A 26,850-nucleotide genomic window follows, 5' to 3' on the forward strand; every position below is an offset into this window, starting at 1 on the left:
GCTCGGCGGAACATGGATGTTCAATTCATATTAATTTACGCATTAATTAATTCAAGGGCGGTTACAACTTCGGCCTGCATCAGGCAGGCCGAAGGAGAAATGTGCGTTCGGGGAGACGAAAGAGAGGCTGGCAAGCAACGTTGCCGCCCAAATACCGATGCCGTTCCCTTTCCCGCAAGCGGGAGAGGGGGGCAAGCCGGCGCGGTAGAGAGTTACGCGAACTACCGGGGGGAGAAACTACGGTCGAGACCTGCCAGGAAACGCTGGCCTACTGCCGCGCATTCCTCTTGTTATCCGGCCACGCCGTATTGAAGTTGGTGCGGAACGGATTGATATCCAGCCCCCCGCGCCGCGTATAGCGTGCATACACCGCCAGCTTGACCGGCTTGCACTGGCGCATCACGTCCATGAAGATGCGCTCGACGCATTGCTCGTGGAACTCGTTGTGGTTGCGGAACGAGATCAGGTACTTGAGCAGGCCTTCCTGGTTGATCGGCGCGCCGACGTAGCGGATCTGCACGCTGCCCCAGTCCGGCTGGCCGGTCACCAGGCAGTTGGACTTGAGCAGGTGCGACACCAGCGTTTCTTCCACCGGCGTTTCTTCCTGGTCGGCGCTAAGCAGTTCGGGCGCGGGCTCGTAGCGGTCCACCTCGATGTCGAGGCGGTCCAGCAGCAGGCCGTCGAGCTCGCCCATCTTCTGCGTGCCCAGCTCCGCTTCGGTCACCAGCCGCACCTGCACGGTGCCGCCGGTGGCTTCGGACAGGTCGTGGTGCAGCAACTGCTGCAGCGCCTCGGGCGACGCGATCCGGGTCTGGTTGAACGAGTTCAGGTAGAGCTTGAACGACTTGGACTCGATGATGTTGGGCGTGTCCGACGGGATGATGAAGGTGGCCAGCGCCACCTGCGGCTTGCCCTTCAGGTTCAGCCACGACAGCTCGTACGCGTTCCAGATGTCGACGCCGAAGAACGGCACCGGCCTGCCCTCGGGCAGGCCGATCTCGGTGCGCTTGGGCTGGCGCGGAATCGGGAACAGCAGGGTGGCGTCGTACTCGGTCTTGTAGGCCGAGGGCTTGCCCAGCGGCGAGTGTTCGGGAAGGCTCATGGGGCGCTCGGCGGAAAGCGGGACAGCATCAGGACAAGAACAGCTTGTACACCGGGTTGTCGGTCTCGTCCCAGTGTACGTAACCCAGCGTCGAAAGGAAGGCGCGGAAGGCGCGCTTCTCGTTCTTCGGCACCTGGATGCCGACCAGGATGTTGGAGGTGTCGGCGCCCTGGTTGCGGTAGTGGAACAGGCTGATGTTCCAGTTCGGGCTCATGCTCGACAGGAACTTCATCAGCGCGCCCGGGCGCTCGGGGAACTCGAAGCGGTACAGCAGCTCGTCATGCGCCAGCGCCGAGCGGCCGCCCACCATGTAGCGGATATGCTGCTTGGCCAGTTCGTCGTTGGACAGGTCGAGCGTGTCGAAGCCGTGCTTGCGGAAGCTGGCGGCGATCTTGTCGTTCTCGGCGCGGCTGGCGATCTGCACGCCGACGAAGATATGCGCCATGCTGGTGTCGGCAATGCGGTAGTTGAACTCGGTCACGTTGCGCGTGCCGACCAGCTCGCAGAAGCGCTTGAAGCTGCCGCGCTCTTCCGGGATGGTCACGGCGAACACGCCTTCGCGGGCCTCGCCGACCTCGGCGCGTTCGGCGACAAAGCGCAGGCGGTCGAAGTTCATGTTGGCGCCGCAGGCGATCGCCACCAGGTGCTCGCCCTTGAGCTTCTCGCGCTCGGCGTACGCCTTCAGGCCCGCCACCGCCAGCGCGCCGGCCGGCTCGAGGATGCTGCGGGTGTCCTGGAACACGTCCTTCACGCCCGCGCAGATCGCGTCGGTATCGCACAGGATGATGTCGTCGACCAGTTCGCGCGTGATGCGGAAGGTCTCCTTGCCGACCAGCCTGACCGCGGTGCCGTCCGAGAACAGGCCCACCTCCTTCAGCTCGATGCGCTTGCCGGCATCGACCGAGCGCTTCATCGCGTCCGAATCCACCGTCTGCACGCCGATGACCTTGATCTCGGGGCGCACCGCCTTGATGTACGCGGCGACGCCGGAAATCAGCCCGCCGCCGCCGATGGCGACGAACACCGCATGGATCGGGCCGGGATGCTGGCGCAGGATCTCCATGGCGATGGTGCCCTGGCCGGCGATCACCTCGGGGTCGTCGAACGGGTGGATGAAGGTCAGCTTGTGCTTCTTCTCCAGCACCGCGGCGTGGTTGTAGGCGTCGCTGTAGGACTCGCCGTGCAGCACGATCTCGACCCACTGGCCGCCGCGCTCGCGCACGGCGTCGATCTTCACCTGCGGCGTGGTCACCGGCATGGCGATGATGGCCTTGCATTGCAGCCGGGCCGCGGCCAGCGCCACGCCCTGGGCGTGATTGCCGGCCGACGCGGCGATCACGCCGCGCTTCAGCTCTTCCGGCGACAGCGACGCCATCTTGTTGTACGCGCCGCGCAGCTTGAAGGAGAAGACCGGCTGGGTGTCCTCGCGCTTGAACCAGACCGAGTTGCCGGTGCGCGCCGACAGCTGGTGCGCATAGGTCAGTTCGGTCTCCTGCGCCACGTCATAGACCTTGGCGGTCAGGATCTTCTTCAAGTAATCGGGTCGGGCGGCGGACTGGCGGGTCATGGTCTCGGGGCTGGCCGGCGCGCGCGCGGCAGGCGCGCAAAAAAGCCGGGAAATTCTGGCGGAAACCGTCAATGATAAAGGAAGCCGGCTTGCCGCACCGGCCGGGGCGGCGCAGTCGCCGCCTGGCGGTCGTGCCGCGACGCGGGCGCCGTGGCGGCGGAGTGGACCGGCATTCACTCTGTGCATGGTGCAAACGGCCCGGCGGGCCGGTGCCGGGACTTGCATCGCGCCGAGGTTGCGCTTGCGCCATGTAGGACGGCGCCCGGTGGACGCCGGTCAAAACGACGTGTTACGGTGTGACGCGATGCCACAGCTACCGCTAATCGAACCCAATACCGCCCTGTTTCTCGACTTCGACGGCACGCTGGCCGACCTGGCCCCGCGGCCCGAACTGGTGCAGGTCGAACCAGAACTGGTCGGCACGCTGCGCACGCTGTACCAGCGGCTGGACGGCGCGCTGGCTGTCATCTCCGGGCGGCCGATCCTCGAACTCGACCACTTCCTGCAGCCGCTGCAGTTGCCCGCGGCCGGCATCCACGGCGCCGAATTCCGCACCGACGGCGGCATGGTGTCCAAGACCCAGGCCCCCGGGCTCGAACCGCTGATTCCCCACCTGGAAGCGCTGGTGCGCGCCTATCCGGCGCTGCGGCTGGAGCGCAAGTCGGTCGCGGTGGCGATCCACTACCGGCAGGCGCCCGAACTGGCCGGCATCGTCGATGCCGCGGTCACTGACGTATTGCGCCATGCCGTCGGCCTGGAAGCGCTGCCAGGCAAGATGGTGGTCGAGATCAAGCCGGCCGGCGTCGACAAGGGCGATGCCATTGCGGCCTTCATGAAGTCCGCGCCCTTTGCCGAGCGCGTGCCGCTCTTCGCCGGCGACGACATGACCGACGAACCCGGCTTCGCCGCGGTGCGCAAGCTGGGCGGGCTGGGCGTGCTGGTGGGCCAGCGCGAGACCGTCGCGGCGGTGAGCGTGCCGGGCCCGGCGGCGCTGCGCAGCTGGCTGCACCGCTCGGCGCATGCGCTGGCGTCATCCGCCGGCGCCGGCGCCGGCGCACCGCGCGTCGTGCCCCACGAGGCCGGGCCAGGCCGGGGCGGGCGCCCCACGACATCGTAAGGGAGAACCTGCCGTGACCAATCCGAGCAGCCCGGCAGAGCTGGGCAAGCCGCCGACCGAAGGCGTCAATCGAACCGTAGACGGCGGTACCCGCTTCGCCAACCCGTCGCTATCGCTTGGCATGATCGGCAACTGCGCCATTTCGGCGCTGGTCGATTGCCGCGGACGCATCGTCTGGTCCTGCCTGCCGCGCTTCGACGGCGACCCGGTGTTCAATGCGCTGCTGGATCCGAGCGAGAACGCCGGCCATTTCTCGATCGAGATCGAGGATTTCCACTCGTCGCGGCAGTGGTACGAGCCCAATACCGCGGTGCTGCGCACGCGCCTGACGGACAGCCACGGCAACTGCCTCGAGATCACCGATTTCGCGCCGCGCTTTTTCCGGCTCGGGCGCTATTTCCGGCCGACCACGCTGATCCGCCGCATCCGCCCGGTGCGCGGCGCGCCGCGTGTGCGCGTGGTGGTGGCGCCGCGCTTCGAATGGGGCCGCAAGGCGCCGCAGGTCACGCGCGGCAGCAGCCACGTGCGCTACATCGGCGACGACATGACCCTGCGCATGACCACCGACGCGCCGCTGGCCTACGTGCTGTCGCACACGCCGTTCCTGGTCACGCGCGGGCATAACTTCATCCTGGGCCCGGACGAGACCCTGGCGCACGGCGTCGAGGAAACCGCGCGCGACTTCGAGCAGGAGACCACCGCCTACTGGCGCCTGTGGAGCCGCCGGCTGGCGGTGCCGCGCGAATGGCAGGACGCGGTGATCCGCGCCGCCATCACGCTGAAGATGTCCCTGTACGAAGAGACCGGCGCCATCGTCGCGGCCATGACCACCAGCATTCCGGAGGCGCCGGGCAGCGGCCGCAACTGGGACTACCGCTTCTGCTGGCTGCGCGATGCCTTCTTCGTGGTGCGCGCGCTCAACAGCCTGTCCGAGGTCGGCACCATGGAGGACTACCTGCGCTGGCTCTCCAACGTGGTGATGCAGTCGCAGGACGGCCATATCCAGCCGCTGTACGGCATCGGCCTGGAGCGCGAATTGCCAGAAAGCATGCTCGACCACCTGCCCGGCTACCGCGGCATGGGGCCGGTGCGCGTCGGCAACCAGGCGCAGGAGCACTTCCAGCATGATGTCTATGGCAACGTAGTGCTGGGCGCGGCGCAGGCCTTCCATGACCACCGGCTGCTGCATCGCGGCGGCCCGGCCGAGTTCGGCCGCCTCGAAGCAGTGGGCGAGCAGGCGGTGCGGGTGTTCGGCACGCCCGACGCCGGCATGTGGGAGCTGCGCACGCGCGCACGGGTGCATACCTCGTCGGCGCTGATGAGCTGGGCCGCCTGCGACCGGCTCGCCAAGGTGGCCGAGAAACTGGTGCTGCCCGAGCGCGCCGCATACTGGCACGGCCACGCCAGCCGCATGAAGGAACGCATCCTGGCCGAGTCGTGGAGCGAATCGCGCCAGGCCTTCGCCGAAAGCTTCGGCGGGCGGGAACTGGACGCGAGCGTGCTGCTGATGGCCGAGGTCAACTTCATCGACCCGCGCGATCCGCGTTTCATCGCTACCGTCAAGGCGCTGGAGACCTCGCTGTGCGATGGCCCGTACATGCGCCGCTACGAGGCCCCGGACGATTTCGGCAAGCCCGAGACCGCGTTCAATATCTGCACCTTCTGGCGCATCGACGCGCTCGCGCGCATCGGCCGCCGCGACCAGGCGCGCGAAATCTTCGAGGCCATGCTGGCCGCGCGCAACCCGCTCGGGCTGCTGTCCGAGGATACCCATCCGGTGACCGGCGAGATGTGGGGCAATTTCCCGCAGACCTACTCGATGGTCGGCCTGATCAATGGCGCCATGCGGCTGTCGGCGCCGTGGGATACGGTGATCTGATCGCGCACGGCGGGGTGGCACGCGGCACGGCGGCAGGGCCGGCACAAAGAACAAGGGACTCAAGAAACCATCTATGCCAAGACTTGTAGCGGTATCCAACCGGGTCGCAGATCCCCGCAACGTGGCCGCGGGCGGCCTGGCAGTCGCGCTTTCCGAAGCCCTGCGGCAGACCGGCGGCCTGTGGTTCGGCTGGAGCGGCAAGGCGCTGGAAACCGCCCAGGGCGGCACCCCCGGCGAAGGCGACCTGCACCTGCAGCAGGCCGGCAACGTCACGCTGGCCACCGTCGACCTGAGCCGCGAGGACCACGACGCTTACTACCTGGGCTACAGCAACGGCGTGCTGTGGCCGGTGTTCCACTACCGGCTCGACCTGGCGGATTTCGATTCCAACTTTCTCAACGGCTACCGGCGCGTGAACCAGCTGTTCGCGCGCAAGCTGGCGCCGCTGCTGCAGCCCGACGACATCATCTGGATCCACGACTACCACCTGATCCCGCTGGCGTCCGAGCTGCGCGCGATCGGCTGCGGGCAGAAGATCGGCTTCTTCCTGCACGTGCCGCTGCCGCCGCCGCTGATCCTGGCCGCGATCCCGCAGCATGAATGGCTGATGCGCGCGCTGTTCGCCTACGACCTGCTCGGTTTCCAGAGCCACGCCGACGTCGAGCATTTCTCGCGCTACGTGCAGGCCGAAGCGCAGGCCGAGCCGATGGGTGAGCACCGCTACCGCGCCTTCCACCGCACGGTGCGGGCGCAGGCGTTCCCGATCGGCATCGACGTCGACGAGTTCATGGAACTGGGCCGCGGCGAGGAAGCGCAGGAAACCTACGAGATGATGTGCGCGCAGTACGCGCGCCGCCGGCTGCTGCTGGGCATCGACCGGCTCGACTATTCCAAGGGCCTGCCGCAGCGGCTCAAGGCGTTCTACCGGCTGCTGGCCGAGTACCCCGAGAACCGCTCGAGCGCGACGCTGGTGCAGATCGCCGCGCCCTCGCGCGAATCGGTCGATGCCTATGTCGACCTGCGCCGCGAGATGGAGCAGCTGAGCGGCTCGATCAACGGCGAATTCGGCGAGCTGGACTGGATGCCGGTGCGCTATATCCACCGCACCACCGCGCGCAAGCGGCTGCCCGGGCTGTGCCGCGCCAGCCGCGTGGCGCTGGTGACGCCGCTGCGCGACGGCATGAACCTGGTGGCCAAGGAATTCATCGCCGCGCAGGACCCGGAGGATCCCGGCGTGCTGGTGCTGTCGCGCTTCGCCGGCGCGGCCGAGCAGCTGCGCGAGGCGCTGCTGGTCAATCCCTACGACACCCGCGCCACCGCGCAGGCGATCCAGCAGGCGCTGCACATGCCGCTGGCCGAGCGCCAGCAGCGCCACCAGAAACTGCTGGAGCGCATCCGCGCGCAGGATGTGCACTGGTGGAGCCGTGAGTACCTGCGCGCACTGACCGAGACCGAAGGCGCATAGAGACGGCGCGTTGCGGTCGGGGAGCAAGACCATGAGCGAAGACAACCTGGCGGCGCAATCGTGCACGCCTTGCCGCGGCGGCGTGCCGCCGCTGACGCCCGACGAGGCCGAGGCCCTGCTGCAGCAGGCGCCCGGCTGGGAACTGGCCGATGGCGCGACACGGCTCGAGCGGCGTTTCAGCTTCGGCAATTTCGCGCAGGCGCTGGCCTTCGTGAGCGGCGTCGGCCAGCTGGCCGAGGCGCAGGGGCATCATCCCGAGATCAGCTTCGGCTGGGGACATGCGACGGTGTCGTGGCGCACGAAGAAGATCAAGGGCTTGCACCGCAATGATTTCATCATGGCGGTGAAGACCACGGAACTGGCCGAGGCTCAGGAGGGCAGCGGCTGAGTCGGCTTGCGGCTTGGCTCGCAGCGTTGCCGTTCGAAACACGCAGCGGCGTAGTTGCCTCGAGCCTTCCAAACTCCCGCTCGTGTACTCCCTCTTCCGCTTGCGGGAGAGGGTTGGGGTGAGGGCCGGAGCATCAACGAAGCGATGCCTGTCGCTATTGCCACCGCTCGCCCTCACCCCCGCCCCTCTCCCGCGCGCGGGAGAGGGGAGAACACAGCGGGATGTGAGGGTGCCTCAGCCTCGGCGCAAATCCGCCGGCGTATCGATATCCCGGAACGCGCCCTCGTCTTCCGTCAGGATCCGCGTCACCGGCTTGTCCTTCAGCAGCGCGCGCGCGCCTTCGTCGCCGTCCAGCGCCAGCAGGGCGTCGCGCCATGCCGCGCCAAAGCCCACCGGATGGCCGCGTTGCCCGTTGCGCCACGGCGCGGCGATGGTGTCGGGCGTGGTGATGGTCAGCGCCACCGCGCGGATCAGTTCCATCGGCAGCCACGGCATGTCGGCCAGCGCCACCACCCAGCCGCGCGCTTCCGGCGTCGCCGCGACGGCGGCGCGCAGCGCCGCGCCCATGCCGGCTTCGGCCTCGGGCGCCTCCAGCACGCGGCAGCCGCCGCGGCGCAGTTCTTCGGCCAGCGCGGGGTTGCCGGGGCGGATCACGGCGATCGACTCCGGCAGCGCCGCTGCCAGCGTGCGGGCGCTGCGCCAGGCCACGGAGCGCCCGCCGGGCAGCAGCTCGAGCAGCTTGTTGCGCTGGCCGGCGGCATCGAAGCGGCGGCCGAAGCCCGCCGCCAGCAGGACGCCGGTGGGCAGGTCGGTGCGGAGCAGGGGGGCGTTGGGGGCGGCGGTCATGGCGGCACTCGCGGGGTCGTCAGGCAGGATCGGGCGCCACGTCGCAGCTGCTGCCGGTGCTGGCAGCCATCTCGCGCGCGGCCTTGGCGCCTTCCACCTGCAGGATGTCGGGCAGCGATACGTGGTTCTTGGCCGCGATCACCTCGGCCAGGATCGAGATGGCGATCTCCGGCGGCGTGCGGCTGCCGATATAGATGCCCACCGGGCCGTGCAGGCGTGCCAGCTGCAGCTCGGTCAGGTCGAACTCCTTGAGCCGTTCGCGGCGCGCCTGGTTGTTGCGGCGCGACCCCAGCGCGCCCACATAGAAGGCGCGCGTGCGCAGCGCCTCCATCAGCGCCAGGTCGTCCAGCTTGGGGTCGTGCGTCAGCGCGATCACCGCGCAGCGCTCGTCCAGCTTCATGTCGGTGACGGTGTCGTCCGGCATGGTGCGCACCATGGTGACGCCGGGGATGTCCCAGGTCTCGGTGTATTCCTCGCGCGGGTCGCAGACGGTGACCTGGAAGCCAAGGCCGACGGCGATCTGGCACAGGTACTTGGACAGCTGCCCGGCGCCGATCACCAGCATGCGGTAGCGCGGGCCGTGGATGGTGAGCAGGGTCCTGCCGTCGAACGCCAGACCGTCGGTGGCGTTGGCCGGCCCCAGCGTGGCCACGCCGGTGTCCATGTCCAGCGTGCGCGCGACCAGCCGGCCGTTCTCCACGGCGTCGAGCAGTTCGGCAATGCCGCTGGCCGGCTTGAGCGGCTCGGCGACCAGCTCGATGGTGCCGCCGCACGGCAGGCCAAAGCGGTGCGCCTCCTCGGCGCTGATGCCGTACTTGATCGCTTCGGGGCGGTCCGAGGTGATCCCTTGCCGCCGCACGCGATCGATGATGTCGTCCTCGATGCAGCCGCCCGAGACCGAGCCCACCACCAGGCCGTCGTCGCGCACCGCCAGCATCGCGCCCTCGGGCCGGGGCGACGAGCCCCAGGTCCGCACTACCGTCACCAGCAGCACGCGATGGCCCTGCTGCTGCCACTGCACGCTGTTCTTCAGGACTTCGAGATCCACGCTGTCCATGATCGTTTCCGCTTCGCTTGTTCTGTCGGTTCGTTATCGGAGTTATCGCCGGCGGCTGCGGCGGGGGCGCCCTCGGCCGCTGGCGTGCTGTCTGTGGCGTCAGGGGTGACGGCCTCGGTGAAGCGCGCAAAGAACGTGTCAGCCATCTTGCGTGCCGCGGCGTCCACCAGCCGCGAGCCGATCTGGGCGATCTTGCCCCCCACCTGGGCGTTGACGGTATAGGTCAGGACAGTTTCATCGCCGTCTGGTTCCAGCCGGACCCGGGCGCTGCCCTTGCCGAAGCCCGCCGCGCCACCCTGGCCGTCGAAACGGATGGTGTAGCTGTCGGGCGCCTGGATGTCTTCCAGCGCCATGCGGCCCTTGAAGCGCGCCTTGACCGGGCCCACCGCGGCCGTCATGGCCAGCAGGTAGGCGTGGTCGCCGTCGGGCTCGATACTCTCACATCCGGGGATGCATTGCTTGAGCAGCTCGGTGTCGTTGAGCGCTTCCCATGCCACCTGCTGCGGGACCGGCAGGCGCTGGCTCTGGTTCATTTCCATGGCGGGGCTTCCTTGGGGGGCGTGGCGGGAGCGGCGGCCCGGGGCGGGCCGCCGTGGTCGGACAGCAGCGTCTCGAGCGCCAGCAGGCTGTCCAGGTTATGCGCCGGGCGCAGCGCGTCGACGTGCGGCAGGATGGCCTGCACGCCACGCGCCTGCGGCGCGAAGCCGGGGTAGCGCAGCAGCGGGTTGAGCCAGACGATGCGGTGGGCAAAGCGGCGCAGCCGCGCCATCTCCGCGCCGAGCAGGTCGATCTGCTCGTGGTCGAGGCCATCTGTGACCAGCAGCACGGTGGCGCGCCCGGACAGCGTGCGGCGCGCCCAGTGGCGGTTGAAGCTCGCCAGCGCGGCGCCGATGCGGGTGCCGCCGGCCCAGTCGCGCACCTGGCCGGTGATGACGGCGACGGCCTCGTCCGGGTCGCGTTCGCGCAGCGAGCGGGTGATGTTGGTCAGGCGCGTGCCGAACAGGAATACCGCCAGCCGCTCGCGCGACTGCATCAGCGCGTGGCAGAAGTACAGCACCGCGCGCGAGTACTGGCTCATCGAGCCGGAGATATCGAGCAGCAGCACCAGCGGCGGCTTGCGCTCGGCATGCTTGCGGAATTTCCAGCGCAGCCACTCGCCGTGCTGGCGCACCGCCAGGCGCGCGCTGGCACGCAGGTCGGCATGGGTGCCGCAGGTGGCGGCGCGCAGCCGGCGCGTGCGCTGCAGTGCCAGATGGGTGCGGCGGGTGCGCACCAGGTGCTGCAGCGTGCGCCATTCCTGCGCGGTCAGCGTTTCGAAATCGCGCTGCGCCAGGCGTTCCTGGTCGGAGAAGGTCAGCGGCACGTGGATGCGTTCGGCTTCGGTCTGCGCCGGGCGCGCCGGCATGTCCGGCTGGCGCGCGGCCAGCGCATCGGCCAGCCGGTTGTTGCGCTTCGGCGGCGGCGCGCCCGCTTCGACACGCGGCAGCAGCAGCGCGCGCAGCTTGCCTTCCCAGTCGGGATCGCGCCAGAACAGGTCGAAGGCGGCGTCGAACAGCGGCCGCTGGTCGGGGCCGGACAGCACCAGCGCCGCCAGCGCGGCGCGCACCTCGTCGCGCCGGCCGATATCGACCAGGCGCAGCGCGGCGAGCGCATCGACCGCATGCGCGGGCGACAGCGCAAAGCCGCCATCGCGCAGCAGCCGCATGAAGTGGGTGACGTTGCGCGCCAGCACCGGCAGTCCCGCCGGTGGACCGCCGCTGCGCGCGCCGGCGTGGAGCATCGGCACGGCTCAGCCCCCCGGCGTGGCGCCGGCCAGCAATTCCGCCACGGTGGGGCCGTCGACGCGCGCCAGGTCGTCCTGGTACTTGAGCAGCACGCCCAGCGTATCGCGCACCGACTGCGGATCGAGCTCGGTGGTGCCCAGCGCCGCCAGCGCGCGGCACCAGTCGATGGCCTCGGCGATGCCGGGCGCCTTGAACAGGTCGATGCCGCGCAGCCGGTGCACGAAGTCGATCGCCTGCACCTGCAGCGCGGCCGCGGCCTCGGGTGCGCGCGCCGCGACGATCTGCAGCTCGCGCTCGCGCTCCGGATAGCCGACCCACTGGTACAGGCAGCGGCGCTTGAGCGCGTCATGCACCTCGCGCGTACGGTTCGAGGTAATCACGATCAGCGGCGGGCGCTCGGCGCGGATCACGCCGATCTCCGGGATCGACACCTGGAACTCGGACAGCACCTCCAGCAGGAAGGCTTCGAACGGTTCGTCGGCGCGGTCGATCTCGTCGATCAGCAGCACGCGCGGCACCCCCGGCGCGGCGGGGTCGGGCAGCAGCGCCTCCAGCAAGGGGCGCTTGAGCAGGTAGTCGTCGTGGTACAGCGATTGCGCCTCGGGCCGCTCGCCGCGCGCCTCGGCCAGGCGCAGCGCCATGATCTGGCGCGGGTAGTCCCATTCGTAGAGCGCGCTGGCGGCATCGAGCCCCTCATAGCACTGCAGCCGCAGCAGCCGCGTGCCGAGCACGCTGGCCATGGCCAGCGCCAATGCCGTCTTGCCGACGCCGGGCTCGCCTTCGAGGAACAGCGGGCGCTGCATGCGCAGCGCGAGGTAGAGCACCGTGGCGGTTTCGCGGTCGGCGAAGTATTGCTGGTGGGCGAGCTGGGCGAGGGTGTCGTCGATGGAGGTGGGGAGCATGATTTCTATGCTGGGCGTCACTACGCCTGGCGCTTTGCTGCCCTCTCCCGCGTGCGGGAGAGGGGCGGGGGCGAGGGCGGGCGTTGGCAATAGCGAGGGCGCCTACTCCGTGGATGCTCCGGCCCTCACCCCCAACCCCTCTCCCGCCTTGCGGGAGAGGGGAGCACACAATGGTGAAACGGGAAACGCCACTAGCCCTTCAGCGCCGCCTCCACCGCCCTGGCCGCCAGCACCGGGATCAAATGCGCCCGGTACTGCGCCGACCCATGCAGGTCGCTGTTCAGCCGTCCCGCATCGACCTTCACCCCGCGCGCCGCCGGCGCGGTGAAGTCGCCGGACAGCGCCTGCTCCAGCGGCTGGCACCGGAACACGCTGTCCGCCGCGCCGGTGACGGCGACGCGCACCGCGTTGCCGGTGCGCGCCACCAGCACGCCCACCAGCGCGAAGCGCGACGCCGGGTTGGCAAACTTGGCGTAGGCGGCCTGGTCCGGTATCGGGAAGCGTACCGCGGTGATCAGCTCGTCGGCTTCCAGCACGGTCTCATAGAGGCCCTTGAAGAAGTCGTCGGCCGCGATGCTGCGGCGGTCGGTGACCACGGTGGCGCCCAGTCCCAGCACGCCGGCCGGGTAGTCCGCGGCAGGATCGTCATTGGCCAGCGCGCCGCCGATGGTGCCCATCGCGCGCACCTGCCGGTCGCCGATGCCGCCGGCCAGCGTCGCCAGCGCCGGGATGCGCTGGCGCACCTCGGCATTCGCTTCCACGTCGGCATGGCGTGCGGCGGCGCCGATCACGATCTCGTTGCCTTCGACGCGGATCTCGGCCATGCCGGGAATGCGCGCGACGTCGACCAGTGTCGACGGCGATGCCAGCCGCAGCTTCATCGCCGCCAGCAGGCTCTGGCCGCCGCCGAGGAACTTGGCGGCGGGATCGGCCTTGAGCCTGGCCACTGCCGTCTTGGCATCCGCGGCGCGTTCAAAGTTGAATGCGTACATGTCGGTTTCCTTTGCGCTGGGGTGGCTCAGGGTTGGGGTTGCGCGGCCTGGATCGCCTGCCACACGCGATGCGGCGTGGCGGGCATCTGCACATCCTTCACGCCGAGCGGCGCCAGTGCATCGACCAGCGCGTTGATGAACGCCGGCGGCGAGCCGATCGCGCCGGCCTCGCCGCAGCCCTTCACCCCCAGCGGGTTGTGCGTGCACGGCGTGCCGCTGGCGGTCTCGACGTTGAAGTCGGGCAGGTCGCCGGCGCGCGGCATGGCGTAGTCCATGTACGAACCGGTCAGCAGCTGTCCGCTGTCATGGTCGTAGACGCACTGCTCCAGCATGGCCTGGCCCAGCCCCTGGCCGATGCCGCCATGCACCTGGCCCTCGACGATCATCGGGTTGATGATGTTGCCGAAGTCGTCGACCGCGGTGAACTTGACCACCTGCGAGGCGCCGGTGTCGGGGTCGACCTCCACCTCGCACACATAGGCGCCCGAAGGGTAGGTGAAGTTGGTCGGGTCGTAGAAGGCGTTTTCATTCAGGCCGGGCTCGAGCTTGTCGAGCGGGTAGTTGTGCGGCACGTAGGCGCTCAGCGCGACCTCGCCGAAGGTCTTGGTGCGGTCGGTCCCGGCCACGCGGAACACGCCGTTGCTGAACTCGATGTCGCTGTCGGACGCCTCCAGCAGGTGCGCGGCGATCTTCTTGGCCTTGGCCTCGATCTTGTCGAGCGCCTTGACGATGGCCGAGCCGCCTACCGCCAGCGAGCGCGAGCCGTAGGTGCCCATGCCGAACGGCACGCGCCCGGTGTCGCCGTGCACGATCTCGACCTGGTCGAGCCCCAGCCCGAGGCGGTCCGCCACGACCTGCGCGAAGGTGGTCTCGTGCCCCTGGCCATGGCTGTGCGAGCCGGTGAAGACCGTCACCGTGCCGGTCGGGTGCACGCGGATCTCGCCCACCTCGAACAGGCCCGCGCGCGCGCCGAGCGCGCCGGCGATGTTGGATGGCGCCAGCCCGCAGGCTTCGATGTAGCAGGAATAACCGAGGCCGCGCAGCTTGCCGCGCTGCCTCGCTTCGTCGCGCCGCGCCGGGAAGCCCTTGACGTCGGCCAGCTCCTGCGCGCGCGCCAGGCAGGGCTCGTAGTCGCCGGTGTCGTAGGTCAGGCCCACCGGGGTCGCGTACGGGAACTGGCGGATGAAGTTCTTGCGGCGCAGTTCGGCCGGATCGATGTTCAGCTCGCGCGCTGCAGTTTCGACCAGGCGTTCGACCACGAAGGTCGCTTCGGGCCGCCCCGCGCCACGGTAGGCATCGACCGGCGCGGTGTTGGTGAACACCGCCTTGACCTCGGCATAGATCGCCGGGGTGGCGTACTGGCCGGCCAGCAGCGTCGCATAGAGGATGGTCGGCACGCTGCTGGCGAAGGTCGACAGGTAGGCGCCCATATTGGCGACCGTATGCACCCGCAGCGCCAGGAACTTGCCGTCGGCGTCGAGCGCCAGCTCGGCCCGGGTCACGTGGTCGCGGCCGTGCGCGTCGGTCAGGAAGGATTCGCTACGATCCGCGGTCCACTTGACCGGCCGTCCCACCTTCTTCGACGCCCAGGTCAGCGCCACGTCTTCCGGGTACAGGAAGATCTTGGAGCCGAACCCGCCGCCGACGTCGGGCGCGATGATGCGCAGCCGCGATTCCGGCAGCCCGAGCACGAAAGCGCCCATCAGCAGGCGCTCGACGTGCGGGTTCTGGCTGGCCACGTAGACGGTGTAGCTGTCGTCCTGGCGCGCATAGCTGGCGTTGACCGCGCGCGGCTCGATCGCGTTGGGTATCAGCCGGTTGTTGACGATCTCCAGCGTGGTCACGTGCGCGGCCCTGGCGAAGGCAGCGTCGGTGGCGGCCTTGTCGCCGTGGCCCCACGTGTAGCAGGTGTTGGCCGGCACCTCGTCATGCACCAGCGTCGATGCCGACGCCGCATCGGCGGCGCCGACCACGGCGGGCAGCTCTTCGTAGTCGACGTCGATCTGCTCGGCGGCGTCGCGCGCCTGCTGCAGGGTCTCGGCGATCACCAGCGCCACTTGGTCGCCGACGTGGCGCACCTTGTCGTGCGCGATCACCGGGTGCGGCGGTTCCTTCATCGGCGAGCCGTCGATGCTGTGGATCAGCCAGCCGCAGGGCAGGCCGCCGACCTTGTCGGCGGCGAGGTCGGCGCCGGTCAGCACGGCGATCACGCCGGGCGCGGCTTGCGCCGCGGTCTTGTCGATGGCGCGGATGCGCGCGTGCGCGTGCGGCGAGCGCAGGAAGTAAGCGTAGCTCTGCTGCGGCAGCACGATGTCGTCGGTGTACTGGCCGTTGCCGGTCAGGTAGCGATAGTCTTCCTTGCGCTTGACGGAGGCGCCCACCAGGCGCTGGTTATCGGGTGCGTTCATGGCGGTCTCCCTCATTCAGCGCTGGCCTGCATGCCCGCCTGGCCCTGCTGCACCGCGCGCACGATGTTGTGGTAGCCGGTGCAGCGGCACAGGTTGCCTTCCAGGTGCTTGCGGATGGTGGCGGCGTCGGCGTCGGGATGTTCCCGGACCAGTGCGGTCGCGCTCATCACCATGCCGGGCGTGCAGAAGCCGCATTGCAGCCCGTGGCATTCGCGGAAGGCCTCCTGCATCGGATGCAGGCCGTTGCCCGCCTTGTCCCCGGCCAGCCCTTCGATGGTGGTCACGGTGGCGCCGTCCGCCTGCAGCGCCAGGATGTTGCACGACTTGACCGCGCGGCCGTCCAGGTGGACCGTGCAGGCGCCGCATTGCGCGGTGTCGCAGCCGACGTGGGTGCCGGTCAGGCGCAGCTGTTCGCGCAGGAACTGGACCAGGAGGGTGTTGGGTTCTACCTGCGCGTCAACGGGCTTGCCGTTGACCGTCAGGCGGATCGGAATCGCCATGCTTGTCTCCATGTGGGGTGGACGCGCATGACCAATTCCAGGATCCCGAAAGCAAAGCGCGGGACTGGCCACGACGCGGTACTGCCGCTTAAGACGGCTATAGGACGGCTAATTCGTGATATTGGTGCTGCCGCTGCAACTGCTGTTGGTGCGCCGGCGAACCTTGCGGCCGGCGCATCGCACGGCCGGCGAACGTTTGGCCGCGACAGGCTCTAACAGTTAATCACAAATCCCGCACAGGTGCCATGTGGTTTGCCCGCGCCCCGTTCGGGGCAGGGCCGGCTAGAATGAGCCGCGCCACCGGCCCTGTCCCCTTACATGGAAGCCTTCTTCGACTGGCTGTTTGAAACCGTTGCCTTGCCCAAGGTAGGCCTGCCCGCGATCTTCGTGGTCAGCCTGGTGTCGGCCACCTTGCTGCCGCTCGGGTCCGAGCCCGCCGTGTTCGGCTACGTCAAGCTCAATCCGCAGATGTTCTGGCCGGCGATCCTGGTCGCCACCGCCGGCAACACGGTCGGCGGCGCGATCGACTGGTGGCTGGGCTACGCCGCCAAGCTGGCACTGGTGCGCTACCACAAGCGGCGCCGCGCGCGCGAGCACGAGGTCGAGCACCTGGAGCACCGCGCCCACGCGCGCAAGCCGCCCAAGCCCAAGCTCGATGCCCGCTACTTCCGCTGGATGCGCCGGCTGGGACCGCCCACGCTGCTGCTGTCGTGGCTGCCCGGTGTTGGTGATCCGTTGTGCACTTTGGCGGGCTGGCTGCGCCTGTCATTCTGGCCCAGCCTGGCCTGGATGGCGGTCGGCAAGTTCCTGCGCTACCTGGTCATGACGGCCAGCCTGATGTGGATCCCGGACACTTTCTGGCAGAACATTGCGCACACGGTAAAGGCCTGGCTCTGATTGCCGGGCGGCGCCGACGCCGTTTTTGCCGGCGGATCGGGCTCGCCTGATGGCGCTAATCCCTTGTTCCGACAAGGATTCCGTCATGTTGCGGTGCGGCGAAAGCAGGGCTTGCAGTACAATCGCCCTTTACTGAACGATTCGCGCACTGTCCCCGTGCGCAGCAGGAAGCGGTCCCCCCATGAACGCCCCACTCGTGCTCGACGCCAAGCTCGCCGCGCAGGACGCCCCGCCGCGCCTGCGTGAAATTCCCTATAACTACACGTCCTTTTCGGACCGCGAGATTGTCATCCGGCTGCTCGGCGAAGAGGCCTGGCGCATCCTGGACGAGCTGCGCAGCGAGCGCCGCACTGGCCGCTCGGCGCGCATGCTGTACGAGGTGCTGGGCGATATCTGGGTGGTACGCCGCAACCCCTACCTGCAGGACGACCTGCTGGAAAATCCCAAGCGCCGTCAGATGCTGGTCAGCGCGCTGCACCACCGCCTGAACGAGATCGAGAAGCGCCGCGCCGCCGACCGTGCCGAGCACGCCGAGCCCGCCGCCGAGGACCGCTCGCACCGCGTGGAGCAGCTGGTCGCCTTCGCCAAGCAGGCGATCGAGGACTTCAAGAACGAATTCGCCGCCGCCTACGACCTGCGCAAGCGCGCGCAGCGCGTGCTGGGCCGCGTCACGCAGAAGGACAACATCAAGTTCGATGGCCTGTCGCGCGTGTCGCACGTGACCGACGCCACCGACTGGCGCGTCGAATACCCGTTCGTGGTGCTGACGCCTGACACCGAGGAAGAGATCGCCGGCCTGGTCAAGGGCTGCTTCGAGCTCGGCCTGACCATCATCCCGCGCGGGGGCGGCACCGGCTACACCGGCGGCGCCGTGCCGCTGACGCCGATGAGCGCGGTGATCAATACCGAGAAGCTGGAGCAGCTGGGGCCGGTCGAGCAGACCGACCTGCCGGGCGTGTCGCACAAGGTCGCGACCATCTTCTCGGGCGCCGGCGTGGTGACGCGCCGGGTGGCCGATGCCGCAGACAAGGCCGGGCTGGTGTTCGCGGTGGATCCGACCTCGATCGACGCCTCGTGCATCGGCGGCAACGTCGCCATGAACGCCGGCGGCAAGAAGGCCGTGCTGTGGGGCACCGCGCTCGACAACCTGGCCTGGTGGCGCATGGTGGACCCGGAGGGCAACTGGCTGGAGATCACCCGGCTGGACCACAACCTGGGCAAGATCCACGACGTGCCGGTGGCCACTTTCGAACTGAAGTGGTCGGACGGCAACCGCGCCCCGGGCGAGAAGGTGCTGCGCACCGAGACGCTTGCCATCGAAGGCCGCAAGTTCCGCAAGGAAGGCCTGGGCAAGGACGTCACCGACAAGTTCCTGGCCGGCCTGCCCGGCGTGCAGAAGGAAGGCTGCGACGGCATCATCACCAGCGCGCGCTGGATCCTGCATCGCATGCCGAAGTTCATCCGCACCGTGTGCCTGGAATTCTTCGGCCAGGCGCGCGACGCCATCCCCAGCATCGTCGAGATCAAGGACTTCCTCGACGCGGAGACGCGCAAGCCCGGCGGCGCCATCCTGGCGGGCCTGGAGCACCTGGACGAGCGCTACCTGCGCGCGGTCGGCTACGCCACCAAGAGCAAGCGCAACGCCTTCCCGAAGATGGTGCTGATTGGCGATATCGTCGGCGACGATGAAGACGCCGTGGCGCGTGCCACCTCGGAAGTGATCCGCATGGCCAACGGCAAGAGCGGCGAAGGCTTTATCGCCGTCAGCCCCGAGGCGCGCAAGAAGTTCTGGCTGGACCGCTCGCGCACCGCCGCCATCGCCAAGCACACCAACGCCTTCAAGATCAACGAAGACGTGGTGATCCCGCTCAACCGCATGGGCGAGTACACCGACGGCATCGAGCGCATCAATATCGAGCTGTCGATCAAGAGCAAGCTGCAGCTGGTCGACACCCTCGAAGCGTTCTTCGCACGCGGCAACCTGCCGCTGGGCCGCAGCGACGACGCCAACGAGATTCCCAGCGCCGAGCTGCTGGAAGACCGCGTGCAGCACGCGCTGACGCTGCTGCGCGAGATCCGCGCGCGCTGGCGCTACCTGCAAGCCCACCTCGACACGCCGCTGGCGCAGGCCAAGGCCTCGCTGATCGGGCACGGGCTGGGGCTGCTGGGGCAGGAGTTCGAGGCGCGGCTGCAGCAGCAGCCCGACGCCACCGTGTTCCACCTGCTGCAGGACCGCACCATCCGCGTCTCGTGGAAGACCGAGATCCGCGCCGAGTTGCGCAAGATCTTCAACGGTGGCGAGTTCAAGCCTATCCTCGACGAAGCGCAGAAGATCCACAAGCAGGTGCTGCGCGGCCGCGTCTTCGTCGCGCTGCACATGCACGCCGGCGACGGCAACGTGCACACCAACATCCCGGTCAACTCCGACGACTACGACATGCTGCAGGACGCGCACCGCGCGGTGGCCCGCATCATGGGCCTGGCGCGCTCGCTGGACGGCGTGATCTCGGGCGAGCACGGCATCGGCATCACCAAGCTGGAATTCCTGACCGAGGAAGAGATCGGCGACTTCCGCGCCTACAAGCAGAAGGTCGACCCGCAGGGCCGCTTCAACAAGGGCAAGCTGCTGCCCGGCGCCGACCTGCGCAACGCCTATACGCCGTCGTTCGGGCTGATGGGGCACGAGTCGATCATCATGCAGCAGAGCGACATCGGCGCCATTGCCGAAAGCGTCAAGGACTGCCTGCGCTGCGGCAAGTGCAAGCCGGTGTGCGCCACCCACGTGCCACGCGCCAACCTGCTGTACAGCCCGCGCAACAAGATCCTGGCGACGTCGCTGCTGGTCGAGGCCTTCCTGTACGAGGAGCAGACCCGCCGGGGCATCTCGGTCAAGCACTGGGACGAGTTCTCCGACGTGGCCGACCACTGCACCGTGTGCCACAAGTGCGTGACGCCGTGCCCGGTCAAGATCGACTTCGGCGACGTGTCGATGAACATGCGCAACCTGCTGCGCAAGATGGGGCAGAAGAAGTTCAACCCCGGCACCGCGGCGTCGATGTTCTTCCTCAACGCCACCAACCCCGAGACCATCAACCTGACCCGCAAGGTCATGATCGACTGGGGCTACAAGGCGCAGCGCCTGGGCAACGACGTACTGAAGAAGATCGCGAAGAAGCAGACCGCGCATCCGCCCGCGACGGTGGGCAAGCCGCCGGTGCGCGAGCAGGTGATCCACTTCATCAACAAGAAGATGCCGGGCAACCTGCCCAAGAAGACCGCGCGCGCGCTGCTCGACATCGAAGACAACGAGATCGTGCCGATCATCCGCGACCCCAAGGCGACCACGCCGGAAACGGAAGCGGTGTTCTACTTCCCGGGCTGCGGCTCGGAGCGGCTGTTCTCGCAGGTGGGGCTGGCGACGCAGGCGATGCTGTGGCACGTCGGCGTGCAGACGGTACTGCCGCCGGGCTACCTGTGCTGCGGTTATCCGCAGCGCGGCAACGGCCAGTACGACAAGGCCGAGAAGATCGTCACCGACAACCGGGTGCTGTTCCACCGCGTCGCCAACACGCTGAACTACCTCGACATCAAGACCGTGGTGGTCAGCTGCGGCACCTGCTACGACCAGCTTGCCGGCTATGAATTCGACAAGATCTTCCCGGGCTGCCGCATCATCGACATCCACGAATACTTGCTGGAGAAGGGTGTCAAGCTGGAAGGCGTGACCGGTACGCGCTACATGTACCACGATCCCTGCCACACGCCGATCAAGACCGTCGATCCGACCAAGCTGGTCAACGACCTGATGGGCGGCAACGCCGGCCTGGGCAAGATCGAGAAGAACGAGCGCTGCTGCGGCGAGTCCGGCACGCTGGCGGTGACGCGCCCCGATATTTCGACGCAGGTCCGCTTCCGCAAGGAAGAGGAGATGACCAGGGGCGCCGACAAGCTGCGCGCCGACGGCTTCACCGGCGACGTCAAGATCCTGACCAGCTGCCCGTCGTGCCTGCAGGGGCTGTCGCGCTACAAGGAAGATGCGTCGGTGCAGGCGGATTACATCGTGATCGAGATGGCCAAGCACCTGCTGGGCGAGAACTGGATGCCCGAGTATGTGGCCAAGGCCAATGCGGGCGGGATCGAGCGGGTGCTGGTGTAAGGCCTGACGACGTTGAACTCCCTGCCGGTTGGCTCCCCTCTCCCACTTGTGGGAGAGGGGCAGGGGGTGAGGGCAGGCGCTGGCATGCCGCAGGACTTCACGATTGCAGGCGCCCGCTCTCACCCCCGCCCCTCTCCCGCTCGCGGGAGAGGAGAGCAAACATGCGGGGTCTTGGAGCGCATCAAGCATTCCAATCCGAACAAGGACCTCCATGCCTCGAACCCCCAACTGCCCCCTCTGCGAAACCGATGGCGGCGAACTGGTCTGGATGGGCGACCGCGCCCGCCTGATCCTGGTCGAGCATGACCGCTTTCCCGGCTTCTGCCGCATCGTCTGGAACGACCACGTGGCCGAGCTGAGCGACCTCGACGAAGGCGACCAGGCCTGGCTGATGCGGCTGGTGGCGCGCGTCGAGCGCGTGGTACGCGAGGTGATGACGCCCGACAAGGTCAACCTGGCCGCGTTCGGCAACATGGTGCCGCACCTGCACTGGCACATCATCCCGCGCTACCGCTGGGACACGCATTTCCCCGAGGCGATCTGGGCCGCGCCGCAGCGCGCGGCGGACCCCGTGCGCGTGCAGGAACTGGCCAGCCGGCTGCCGGCGCTGCGCACGGCACTTTCGCTGATCGAAGCCAACGACGCCTGAAGCCGGGCACGGAACCACGCCGGCCCGCCTCCGTCTGAATGCTGTTGCCGCCGCGGCCGCGCCCGCGCGCCGCGGCTCCAGAACAACAAGCCCGGCCAGGGAGCGCGCTGGCGGGCCAGAAAGCTGCCGCTATGTCCTCGACCCCGACTTCCGTCACCGTACCGGGCCCGGCCGTTCCCGCCCGGGCCCTCAAGATCCAGAGCCGGCTGCGCATGGCCGCGACCTGGGCGCTGATCAAGCCCTACTGGAAATCCGAAGACCGTCTCGCCGGACTGGGGTTGCTGGCGCTGGTGGTGGTGCTCAACCTGGGCATCGTCTATATCAACGTGCTGCTCAACGAATGGAACCGCGTGTTCTACAACGCGCTCGAGCAGCGCGACTATGCCTCGTTCAAGGTGCTGCTGCTGCGCTTCTCGTGGATCGCGGCGTTCTTCATCGTCGCGGCAATCTCGCGCCAGTACTACACCATGATGCTGCAGATGCGCTGGCGTACCTGGATGACCGGCCGCTTCATGGGGCACTGGCTCGGGCACCAGGCCTACTACCGCATCGAACAGACCCACGCTACCGACAACCCCGACCAGCGGATTGCCGACGACCTGCGCCTGTTCACCGACGGCGCGCTGACGCTGTCGCTGGGGCTGCTCAACTCGGTGGTGACGCTGCTGTCCTTCGTCGGCATCCTGTGGACTGTGTCGGGGCCGATCAGCTTTGCGCTGGGCGGCACCGAGTGGACCATCCCCGGGTACATGGTGTGGTTCGCCGCCGGCTATGCGGTGATCGGCTCGCTGGTAGCGCACGTGGTCGGCCGCCCGCTGATCGGGCTGAACTTCCAGCAGGAACAGTACGAGGCCGACTTCCGCTTCACGCTGGTGCGCCTGCGCGAGAACAGCGAGCCGGTGGCGCTGTACCGCGGCGAGCCGACCGAGCAGGCCGGCCTGCGCGCGCGCTTCGACCGCATCCGCGCCAACTGGAACCAGCTGATGCGCTATACGCGGCGGCTGACCTTCGTCAGTTCCGGCTACGCCCAGTTCGCCATCATCTTCCCGATCCTGGTGGCGGCACCGCGCTACTTCGCCGGCAAGATGACGCTCGGCGGGCTGATGCAGACCAGTTCGGCATTCGGGCAGGTGCAGGGCGCGCTGTCGTGGTTCGTCGACAGCTATGCCACGCTGGTGGGCTGGAAGGCGGCGGCCAACCGCCTGATCGACTTCCAGGAAGCCATCCGCGTGGCCGAGCGGCAGGAGGCGTCGCAGGACGGCAGCCGCGATATCGAGGTGGCGTACCACGGCAAGCCGCACGACGGCATCGACATCGACAGCCTGGCGCTGGCCCTGCCGGTGCGTGCCGGGCGCGGCGCGGCGGTGGGCCAGCGGCCGCTGGTGGCACCGTTCTCGCTGGCGGTGGCGCCGGGCGAGCGCTGGCTGGTGAGCGGCCCGTCGGGCTGCGGCAAGAGCGTGCTGTTCCGCGCGCTGGCCGGGATCTGGCCGTACGGCAGCGGCACCGTGACCATGCCGGAGGGGGCGCGCCGGCTGTTCCTGCCGCAGCGCAGCTACCTGCCGATCGGCACGCTGGCCGATGCGCTGGCCTACCCGGACGCCGGCACCGAGCACGGCAAGGACGTCCTGCAGGCGGCGCTGCGCCAGACCCGCCTGGCCGCGCTGGCGGACCAGCTCGACGTGTTCGACAACTGGTCGCTGCGGTTGTCGCCTGGCGAGCAGCAGCGCCTGGCCTTTGCGCGCGCGCTGCTGCAGAAGCCGGACTACCTGTTCCTCGACGAAGCCACCAGCGCGCTGGACGAGGACACCGAGCGCGCCATGTACCAGCTGATGGTGGAGCAGCTGCCGCAAGCGGCCATCGTCAGCATTGCGCACCGCAGCACCGTGGCGGCCTTCCACCAGCGCCGGCTGCGCTACGTGCCGCAGGACGCGGCAGCGGCCCGGGCTGCGCAAGCCGGCGAGCCTGGGGTAAGCTATCGGGTCGTATGCGAAGCGTGATGCGGGGCTGCCGTCGTGGCCCGCGCGGCCACGGCGGCATCCTGCGGCAATCATCCTCACCGGCGCCCCTCAGCGGGCCGCGATCACCATGGCAGGCCTGGAAAAAGACACCCCCCATCCCACCGCGCTGACGGTGCACACGCAATCGCGCGTGCTCGAGATCGGCTTCGACAACGGCCGCAGCTTCCGGCTGCCGTTCGAGCTGCTGCGCGTGTATTCGCCCTCCGCCGAAGTCCAGGGCCATGGCCCCGGGCAGGAGGTGCTGCAGACCGGCAAGCGCGAGGTCGGCGTCGACGCGGTCGAGCCGGTCGGCAACTACGCCATCCAGATCCGTTTTTCCGACGGCCACGACACCGGTATCTATTCGTGGGACCTGCTGTACCGCCTGGGCGATAACCAGGACGCGTTGTGGCAGGACTACCTGCAGCGCCTGGAAGCCGCCGGCGCCGATCGCGACACCCCGATGCCCGCCGCCGGCGGCGGGCACGCCTGCGGCCACCATTGAGCCGCCCCCGACTATCCTGGAGTCTTGAAAGATGAGTGAAACCCACTTCGGGTTCGAAAAGGTCGACGAAACGGAAAAGGCCGGCAAGGTTGCCGGCGTGTTCCATTCGGTGGCCAGCAAGTACGACGTGATGAACGACCTGATGTCGGGCGGCATGCACCGGCTGTGGAAGATGTTCACCATCGCGCAGGCCGGGGTGCGGCCGGGCCACAAGGTGCTGGACATTGCCGGCGGCACCGGCGACCTGGCCAAGGCGTTCGCGAAGCAGGCCGGGCCGACCGGGCAGGTCTGGCTGACCGACATCAACGAGTCGATGCTGCGCGTGGGCCGCGACCGGCTGCTGGACAAGGGCATCGTCACGCCGGTGGCGCTGTGCGACGCGGAAAAAATCCCGTTTCCCGACAACTACTTCGACCTGGTCACGGTCGCCTTCGGCCTGCGCAACATGACGCACAAGGACGCCGCGCTGGCCGAGATGCGCCGCGTGGTCAAGCCGGGGGGCAAGGTCATGGTGCTGGAATTCTCCAAGGTGTGGAAACCGCTGGAGAAGGCCTACGACGTCTATTCTTTCAAGGTGCTGCCGTGGCTGGGCCAGCGCGTGGCCGGGGATGCCCCCAGCTATCGCTATCTCGCGGAATCGATCAGAATGCATCCAGACCAGGTTTCGCTTGTACGCTTAATGGAACATGCGGGCCTGGAGAATGTCGAATACTTCAATCTGACGGCCGGAGTGGTGGCGCTCCATGTCGGACGCAAGTATTGAGAACACTTGAAAGAACACTTGAAATCGCCATGCTCGCCCGTATATGGGCGGAACTGACAGGGGATAACAGCATATGTCGTCAATTCGTGGAAAATTCCTGGTGGGGTCGCTGGTCACGGCGCTGGCCGTCGGCATGGCGTTCGACGCCGAGGCCAAGCGCATGGGCGGCTCGCGCAGCATTGGCAAGCAGTCCGAGTCGGTGACCCAGCGCCAGCAGACCCAGCCCACCTCGCCCACGCAACAGGCGCAGCAGCCTGCACAGCAGGCGGCACCGGCCACGGCCGGCGCAGCGGGCGCGGCCGCGGCCGCAGCGCCCAAGCGCAACTGGGGCGGCATCCTGGGCGGCATCGCCGCCGGCCTGGGCATTGGCTGGCTGCTGTCGCACTTCGGCCTGGGCGGGGCGGCACTGACCTTCCTGTCCAACCTGATCCTGATCGCGCTGGTGGCGTTTGCCGCGATCTGGCTGATCCGCAAGTTCCGCGGCGGCAGCAAGCGCACCGCGCAGCCGGCCTACGCCGGTGCCGGCCATGCGCCCAACCTGGGCCGCGACGCCGAGCCGATGTTCCGCGGCGAGCCGACGCCGGCTTCAGGCAATGTTTCTAGCAACCCGGTTCTGCCCGCCGCCGGTGCCGCCGCTGCCGCCGGCGCCGTGGCGCAGCAGCCGTGGGGCGTGCCCGCCGATTTCGATACCGAATCCTTCCTGCGCAACGCCAAGGTCCACTTCGTGCGGCTGCAGGCCGCATGGGATGCCGGCAACCTGGACGATATCCGCGAATTCACCACGCCGGAGATGTTCGCCGAGATCAAGATGGACCTGGCCGAGCGCGGCGCCGAGGTCAACAAGACCGATGTGGTCACGCTCGAAGCCCAGCTGCTCGGCATCGAGTCGTCGCCGGCCCAGCACCTGGCCAGCGTGCGTTTCTCGGGCATGATCCGCGAGAAGGCGGGCGAGGCCGCGCAGCCGTTCGGCGAGGTCTGGAACCTGGCCAAGCCGGTTTCCGGCAGCGGCGGCTGGCTGCTGGCCGGGATCCAGCAGGAGTCCTGATGCCGCGCCCCGCGGCGGTGATGCGCCGGGGGGAGTAGCTTAGAATGGAGGCCCACGCGAAAGCGTGGGCCTTTTTGTTTGCGACGCCGGTCCCGCGCGTCGCCGCCTGCCCGCCAACCGCGCTGTCATGAATACTCTGCCTTCCGCCCTGGCCACGCCTGCCGTCGCGGCACTGAACCACCTGCTCGAGCAGGAGCCGTGGGCCCGCAACCAGCTGGCGCCGTTTGCCGGACGCGTGATCCGTTTCGACGCCGCCGCCTTCGAGCTGTCGCTGAAGGTGACCGAACACGGCTGCACGGAACTGGCGCCCGCGGCCGAGGCGCCCGCGGTGACGCTGCGCGTGCCGGTGCAGCAGTGGCCGCTGGTGGCCGCGGACGTGGCCGAAGGCGGCCAGGCCGCCGCCATGCGCCATGTGCGCATCGAGGGCGACGCCGAACTGGCCAATACGGTGTCGACGCTGGCGCGCAACCTGCGCTGGGATGCCGCCGAAGACCTGTCGCGCGCGCTGCGCGGCATCCTCGGCGGGCCGGTCAGCGACAGCGTGGCGCAGCGCGTGGTCGACGGCGCGCGCCAGCTCCACGAGCAGGCCACGCGCGTGGGCCGGGCGCTGGTGGACAACGTCACCGACTACCTGCTCGACGAGCAGCCGACGCTGGTGCGCCATGCCGCGCTGGACGACTTCGGCGCCGGCGTGAGCCAGCTGCGCGACCGCCTGGCGCGGCTGGAGAAGCGGCTGGAGCGGCTGGAGCGGGGCGGCTCGCCGCCCGCGCCGGGCCCCTCCGGCCCGTCCGGCAAGCTGCCGTCGCCACACCGCTGAGCCGGCCCAGCCGC

General features: G+C 68.6%; 22 protein-coding genes. 12 read left to right on the top strand and 10 right to left on the bottom strand.

The annotated features are described in order from the left end of the window. Positions 1–268: 268 nt before the first annotated feature. A complete protein-coding gene (queF, locus tag A3AG_RS0128805; protein ID WP_018008743.1) occupies positions 269–1,102 on the bottom strand; it encodes an NADPH-dependent 7-cyano-7-deazaguanine reductase QueF in 834 nt (277 codons plus the stop codon). A 28-nt stretch (positions 1,103–1,130) separates the two neighbouring features. After that, complete coding sequence (ilvA, locus tag A3AG_RS0128810; protein ID WP_018008744.1) at positions 1,131–2,669, bottom strand: threonine ammonia-lyase, biosynthetic; 1,539 nt, start codon at positions 2,667–2,669, stop codon at positions 1,131–1,133. A gap of 304 nt (positions 2,670–2,973) precedes the next feature. Between ilvA and otsB the strand changes: the two genes are divergently transcribed. From otsB to A3AG_RS0128830, 4 genes are all read left to right on the top strand, one after another. Next, on the top strand, positions 2,974–3,786 hold the full coding sequence (otsB, locus tag A3AG_RS0128815) for a trehalose-phosphatase (RefSeq protein WP_018008745.1): 813 nt from the start codon (positions 2,974–2,976) through the stop codon (positions 3,784–3,786). Positions 3,787–3,799: 13 nt separating this feature from the next. After that, a complete protein-coding gene (locus A3AG_RS0128820; protein ID WP_018008746.1) occupies positions 3,800–5,665 on the top strand; it encodes a glycoside hydrolase family 15 protein in 1,866 nt (621 codons plus the stop codon). 73 nt (positions 5,666–5,738) lie between these two features. After that, a complete protein-coding gene (gene otsA, locus A3AG_RS0128825; RefSeq protein WP_018008747.1) occupies positions 5,739–7,130 on the top strand; it encodes an alpha,alpha-trehalose-phosphate synthase (UDP-forming) in 1,392 nt (463 codons plus the stop codon). A 31-nt stretch (positions 7,131–7,161) separates the two neighbouring features. Further along, positions 7,162–7,518 (top strand): 4a-hydroxytetrahydrobiopterin dehydratase, encoded by a 357-nt coding sequence (locus A3AG_RS0128830; protein WP_018008748.1) that lies wholly within the window; start codon positions 7,162–7,164, stop codon positions 7,516–7,518. 234 nt (positions 7,519–7,752) lie between these two features. On the opposite strand, the gene A3AG_RS0128835 is transcribed toward A3AG_RS0128830, so the two are convergent. The 8 genes from A3AG_RS0128835 to A3AG_RS0128870 all read right to left on the bottom strand — a co-directional run bounded on the left by A3AG_RS0128835 (position 7,753) and on the right by A3AG_RS0128870 (position 16,007). Continuing rightward, a complete protein-coding gene (locus tag A3AG_RS0128835; RefSeq protein ID WP_018008749.1) occupies positions 7,753–8,364 on the bottom strand; it encodes a nucleotidyltransferase family protein in 612 nt (203 codons plus the stop codon). A 19-nt stretch (positions 8,365–8,383) separates the two neighbouring features. Then, positions 8,384–9,421, bottom strand: a complete 1,038-nt coding sequence (locus tag A3AG_RS0128840) for an XdhC family protein (protein WP_018008750.1) — start codon at positions 9,419–9,421, stop codon at positions 8,384–8,386. Next, the gene (locus tag A3AG_RS0128845) at positions 9,394–9,960 is read right to left on the bottom strand and encodes an SRPBCC family protein (RefSeq protein ID WP_018008751.1); all 567 of its coding nucleotides are present in this window, start codon (positions 9,958–9,960) and stop codon (positions 9,394–9,396) included. The genes A3AG_RS0128840 and A3AG_RS0128845 overlap by 28 nt, the downstream gene beginning before the upstream one ends. Continuing rightward, positions 9,951–11,201 carry a vWA domain-containing protein gene (locus A3AG_RS0128850; protein WP_018008752.1) on the bottom strand — a complete coding sequence of 417 codons (1,251 nt, stop codon included), beginning with the start codon at positions 11,199–11,201 and terminating at the stop codon, positions 9,951–9,953. Before A3AG_RS0128850 ends, A3AG_RS0128845 begins: the two co-directional genes overlap by 10 nt. Before the next feature lie 9 nt (positions 11,202–11,210). Beyond that, positions 11,211–12,107, bottom strand: a complete 897-nt coding sequence (locus tag A3AG_RS0128855) for an AAA family ATPase (protein ID WP_018008753.1) — start codon at positions 12,105–12,107, stop codon at positions 11,211–11,213. A gap of 191 nt (positions 12,108–12,298) precedes the next feature. Then, entirely contained in the window at positions 12,299–13,099 is an 801-nt protein-coding gene (locus A3AG_RS0128860; RefSeq protein ID WP_018008754.1) for an FAD binding domain-containing protein, read from the bottom strand. A gap of 26 nt (positions 13,100–13,125) precedes the next feature. Continuing rightward, complete coding sequence (locus A3AG_RS0128865) at positions 13,126–15,507, bottom strand: xanthine dehydrogenase family protein molybdopterin-binding subunit (protein ID WP_018008755.1); 2,382 nt, start codon at positions 15,505–15,507, stop codon at positions 13,126–13,128. Between the two features lie 11 nt (positions 15,508–15,518). Next, positions 15,519–16,007, bottom strand: a complete 489-nt coding sequence (locus A3AG_RS0128870; protein WP_018008756.1) for a (2Fe-2S)-binding protein — start codon at positions 16,005–16,007, stop codon at positions 15,519–15,521. A gap of 318 nt (positions 16,008–16,325) precedes the next feature. On the opposite strand from A3AG_RS0128870, the gene A3AG_RS0128875 reads away from it, so the two are divergent. The 8 genes from A3AG_RS0128875 to A3AG_RS0128910 all read left to right on the top strand — a co-directional run bounded on the left by A3AG_RS0128875 (position 16,326) and on the right by A3AG_RS0128910 (position 26,836). After that, the gene (locus A3AG_RS0128875) at positions 16,326–16,904 is read left to right on the top strand and encodes a YqaA family protein (RefSeq protein ID WP_018008757.1); all 579 of its coding nucleotides are present in this window, start codon (positions 16,326–16,328) and stop codon (positions 16,902–16,904) included. Between the two features lie 181 nt (positions 16,905–17,085). Then, a complete protein-coding gene (locus A3AG_RS0128880; RefSeq protein ID WP_018008758.1) occupies positions 17,086–21,060 on the top strand; it encodes a DUF3683 domain-containing protein in 3,975 nt (1,324 codons plus the stop codon). 211 nt (positions 21,061–21,271) lie between these two features. Next, complete coding sequence (locus A3AG_RS0128885) at positions 21,272–21,709, top strand: HIT family protein (RefSeq protein ID WP_018008759.1); 438 nt, start codon at positions 21,272–21,274, stop codon at positions 21,707–21,709. Between the two features lie 131 nt (positions 21,710–21,840). Beyond that, entirely contained in the window at positions 21,841–23,706 is a 1,866-nt protein-coding gene (locus A3AG_RS0128890) for an ABC transporter ATP-binding protein/permease (RefSeq protein ID WP_018008760.1), read from the top strand. Between the two features lie 88 nt (positions 23,707–23,794). Beyond that, entirely contained in the window at positions 23,795–24,211 is a 417-nt protein-coding gene (locus tag A3AG_RS0128895; RefSeq protein WP_012351720.1) for a gamma-butyrobetaine hydroxylase family protein, read from the top strand. 31 nt (positions 24,212–24,242) lie between these two features. Further along, entirely contained in the window at positions 24,243–24,974 is a 732-nt protein-coding gene (gene ubiE / locus A3AG_RS0128900; protein WP_018008761.1) for a bifunctional demethylmenaquinone methyltransferase/2-methoxy-6-polyprenyl-1,4-benzoquinol methylase UbiE, read from the top strand. A 73-nt stretch (positions 24,975–25,047) separates the two neighbouring features. After that, a complete protein-coding gene (locus tag A3AG_RS0128905; protein WP_018008762.1) occupies positions 25,048–26,019 on the top strand; it encodes a Tim44 domain-containing protein in 972 nt (323 codons plus the stop codon). A gap of 127 nt (positions 26,020–26,146) precedes the next feature. Continuing rightward, positions 26,147–26,836: a ubiquinone biosynthesis accessory factor UbiJ gene (locus A3AG_RS0128910; RefSeq protein ID WP_018008763.1), complete on the top strand. Its 690-nt coding sequence runs from the start codon at positions 26,147–26,149 to the stop codon at positions 26,834–26,836. The last annotated feature ends 14 nt before the right edge of the window (positions 26,837–26,850 follow it).

Origin of the sequence: Cupriavidus neocaledonicus (assembly GCF_000372525.1) — a bacterium.
In the GTDB taxonomy this organism is placed as follows: Bacteria; Pseudomonadota; Gammaproteobacteria; order Burkholderiales; family Burkholderiaceae; genus Cupriavidus; species Cupriavidus neocaledonicus.

Coding starts and splice junctions, on each gene's coding strand:
- queF (WP_018008743.1), bottom strand. CDS start 1,102: ATGAGCCTTCCCGAACACTCGCCGCTGGGCAAGCCCTCGGCCTACAAG.
- ilvA (WP_018008744.1), bottom strand. CDS start 2,669: ATGACCCGCCAGTCCGCCGCCCGACCCGATTACTTGAAGAAGATCCTG.
- otsB (WP_018008745.1), top strand. CDS start 2,974: ATGCCACAGCTACCGCTAATCGAACCCAATACCGCCCTGTTTCTCGAC.
- otsA (WP_018008747.1), top strand. CDS start 5,739: ATGCCAAGACTTGTAGCGGTATCCAACCGGGTCGCAGATCCCCGCAAC.
- A3AG_RS0128830 (WP_018008748.1), top strand. CDS start 7,162: ATGAGCGAAGACAACCTGGCGGCGCAATCGTGCACGCCTTGCCGCGGC.
- A3AG_RS0128835 (WP_018008749.1), bottom strand. CDS start 8,364: ATGACCGCCGCCCCCAACGCCCCCCTGCTCCGCACCGACCTGCCCACC.
- A3AG_RS0128840 (WP_018008750.1), bottom strand. CDS start 9,421: ATGGACAGCGTGGATCTCGAAGTCCTGAAGAACAGCGTGCAGTGGCAG.
- A3AG_RS0128845 (WP_018008751.1), bottom strand. CDS start 9,960: ATGGAAATGAACCAGAGCCAGCGCCTGCCGGTCCCGCAGCAGGTGGCA.
- A3AG_RS0128850 (WP_018008752.1), bottom strand. CDS start 11,201: ATGCTCCACGCCGGCGCGCGCAGCGGCGGTCCACCGGCGGGACTGCCG.
- A3AG_RS0128855 (WP_018008753.1), bottom strand. CDS start 12,107: ATGCTCCCCACCTCCATCGACGACACCCTCGCCCAGCTCGCCCACCAG.
- A3AG_RS0128860 (WP_018008754.1), bottom strand. CDS start 13,099: ATGTACGCATTCAACTTTGAACGCGCCGCGGATGCCAAGACGGCAGTG.
- A3AG_RS0128865 (WP_018008755.1), bottom strand. CDS start 15,507: ATGAACGCACCCGATAACCAGCGCCTGGTGGGCGCCTCCGTCAAGCGC.
- A3AG_RS0128870 (WP_018008756.1), bottom strand. CDS start 16,007: ATGGCGATTCCGATCCGCCTGACGGTCAACGGCAAGCCCGTTGACGCG.
- A3AG_RS0128875 (WP_018008757.1), top strand. CDS start 16,326: ATGGAAGCCTTCTTCGACTGGCTGTTTGAAACCGTTGCCTTGCCCAAG.
- A3AG_RS0128880 (WP_018008758.1), top strand. CDS start 17,086: ATGAACGCCCCACTCGTGCTCGACGCCAAGCTCGCCGCGCAGGACGCC.
- A3AG_RS0128885 (WP_018008759.1), top strand. CDS start 21,272: ATGCCTCGAACCCCCAACTGCCCCCTCTGCGAAACCGATGGCGGCGAA.
- A3AG_RS0128890 (WP_018008760.1), top strand. CDS start 21,841: ATGTCCTCGACCCCGACTTCCGTCACCGTACCGGGCCCGGCCGTTCCC.
- A3AG_RS0128895 (WP_012351720.1), top strand. CDS start 23,795: ATGGCAGGCCTGGAAAAAGACACCCCCCATCCCACCGCGCTGACGGTG.
- ubiE (WP_018008761.1), top strand. CDS start 24,243: ATGAGTGAAACCCACTTCGGGTTCGAAAAGGTCGACGAAACGGAAAAG.
- A3AG_RS0128905 (WP_018008762.1), top strand. CDS start 25,048: ATGTCGTCAATTCGTGGAAAATTCCTGGTGGGGTCGCTGGTCACGGCG.
- A3AG_RS0128910 (WP_018008763.1), top strand. CDS start 26,147: ATGAATACTCTGCCTTCCGCCCTGGCCACGCCTGCCGTCGCGGCACTG.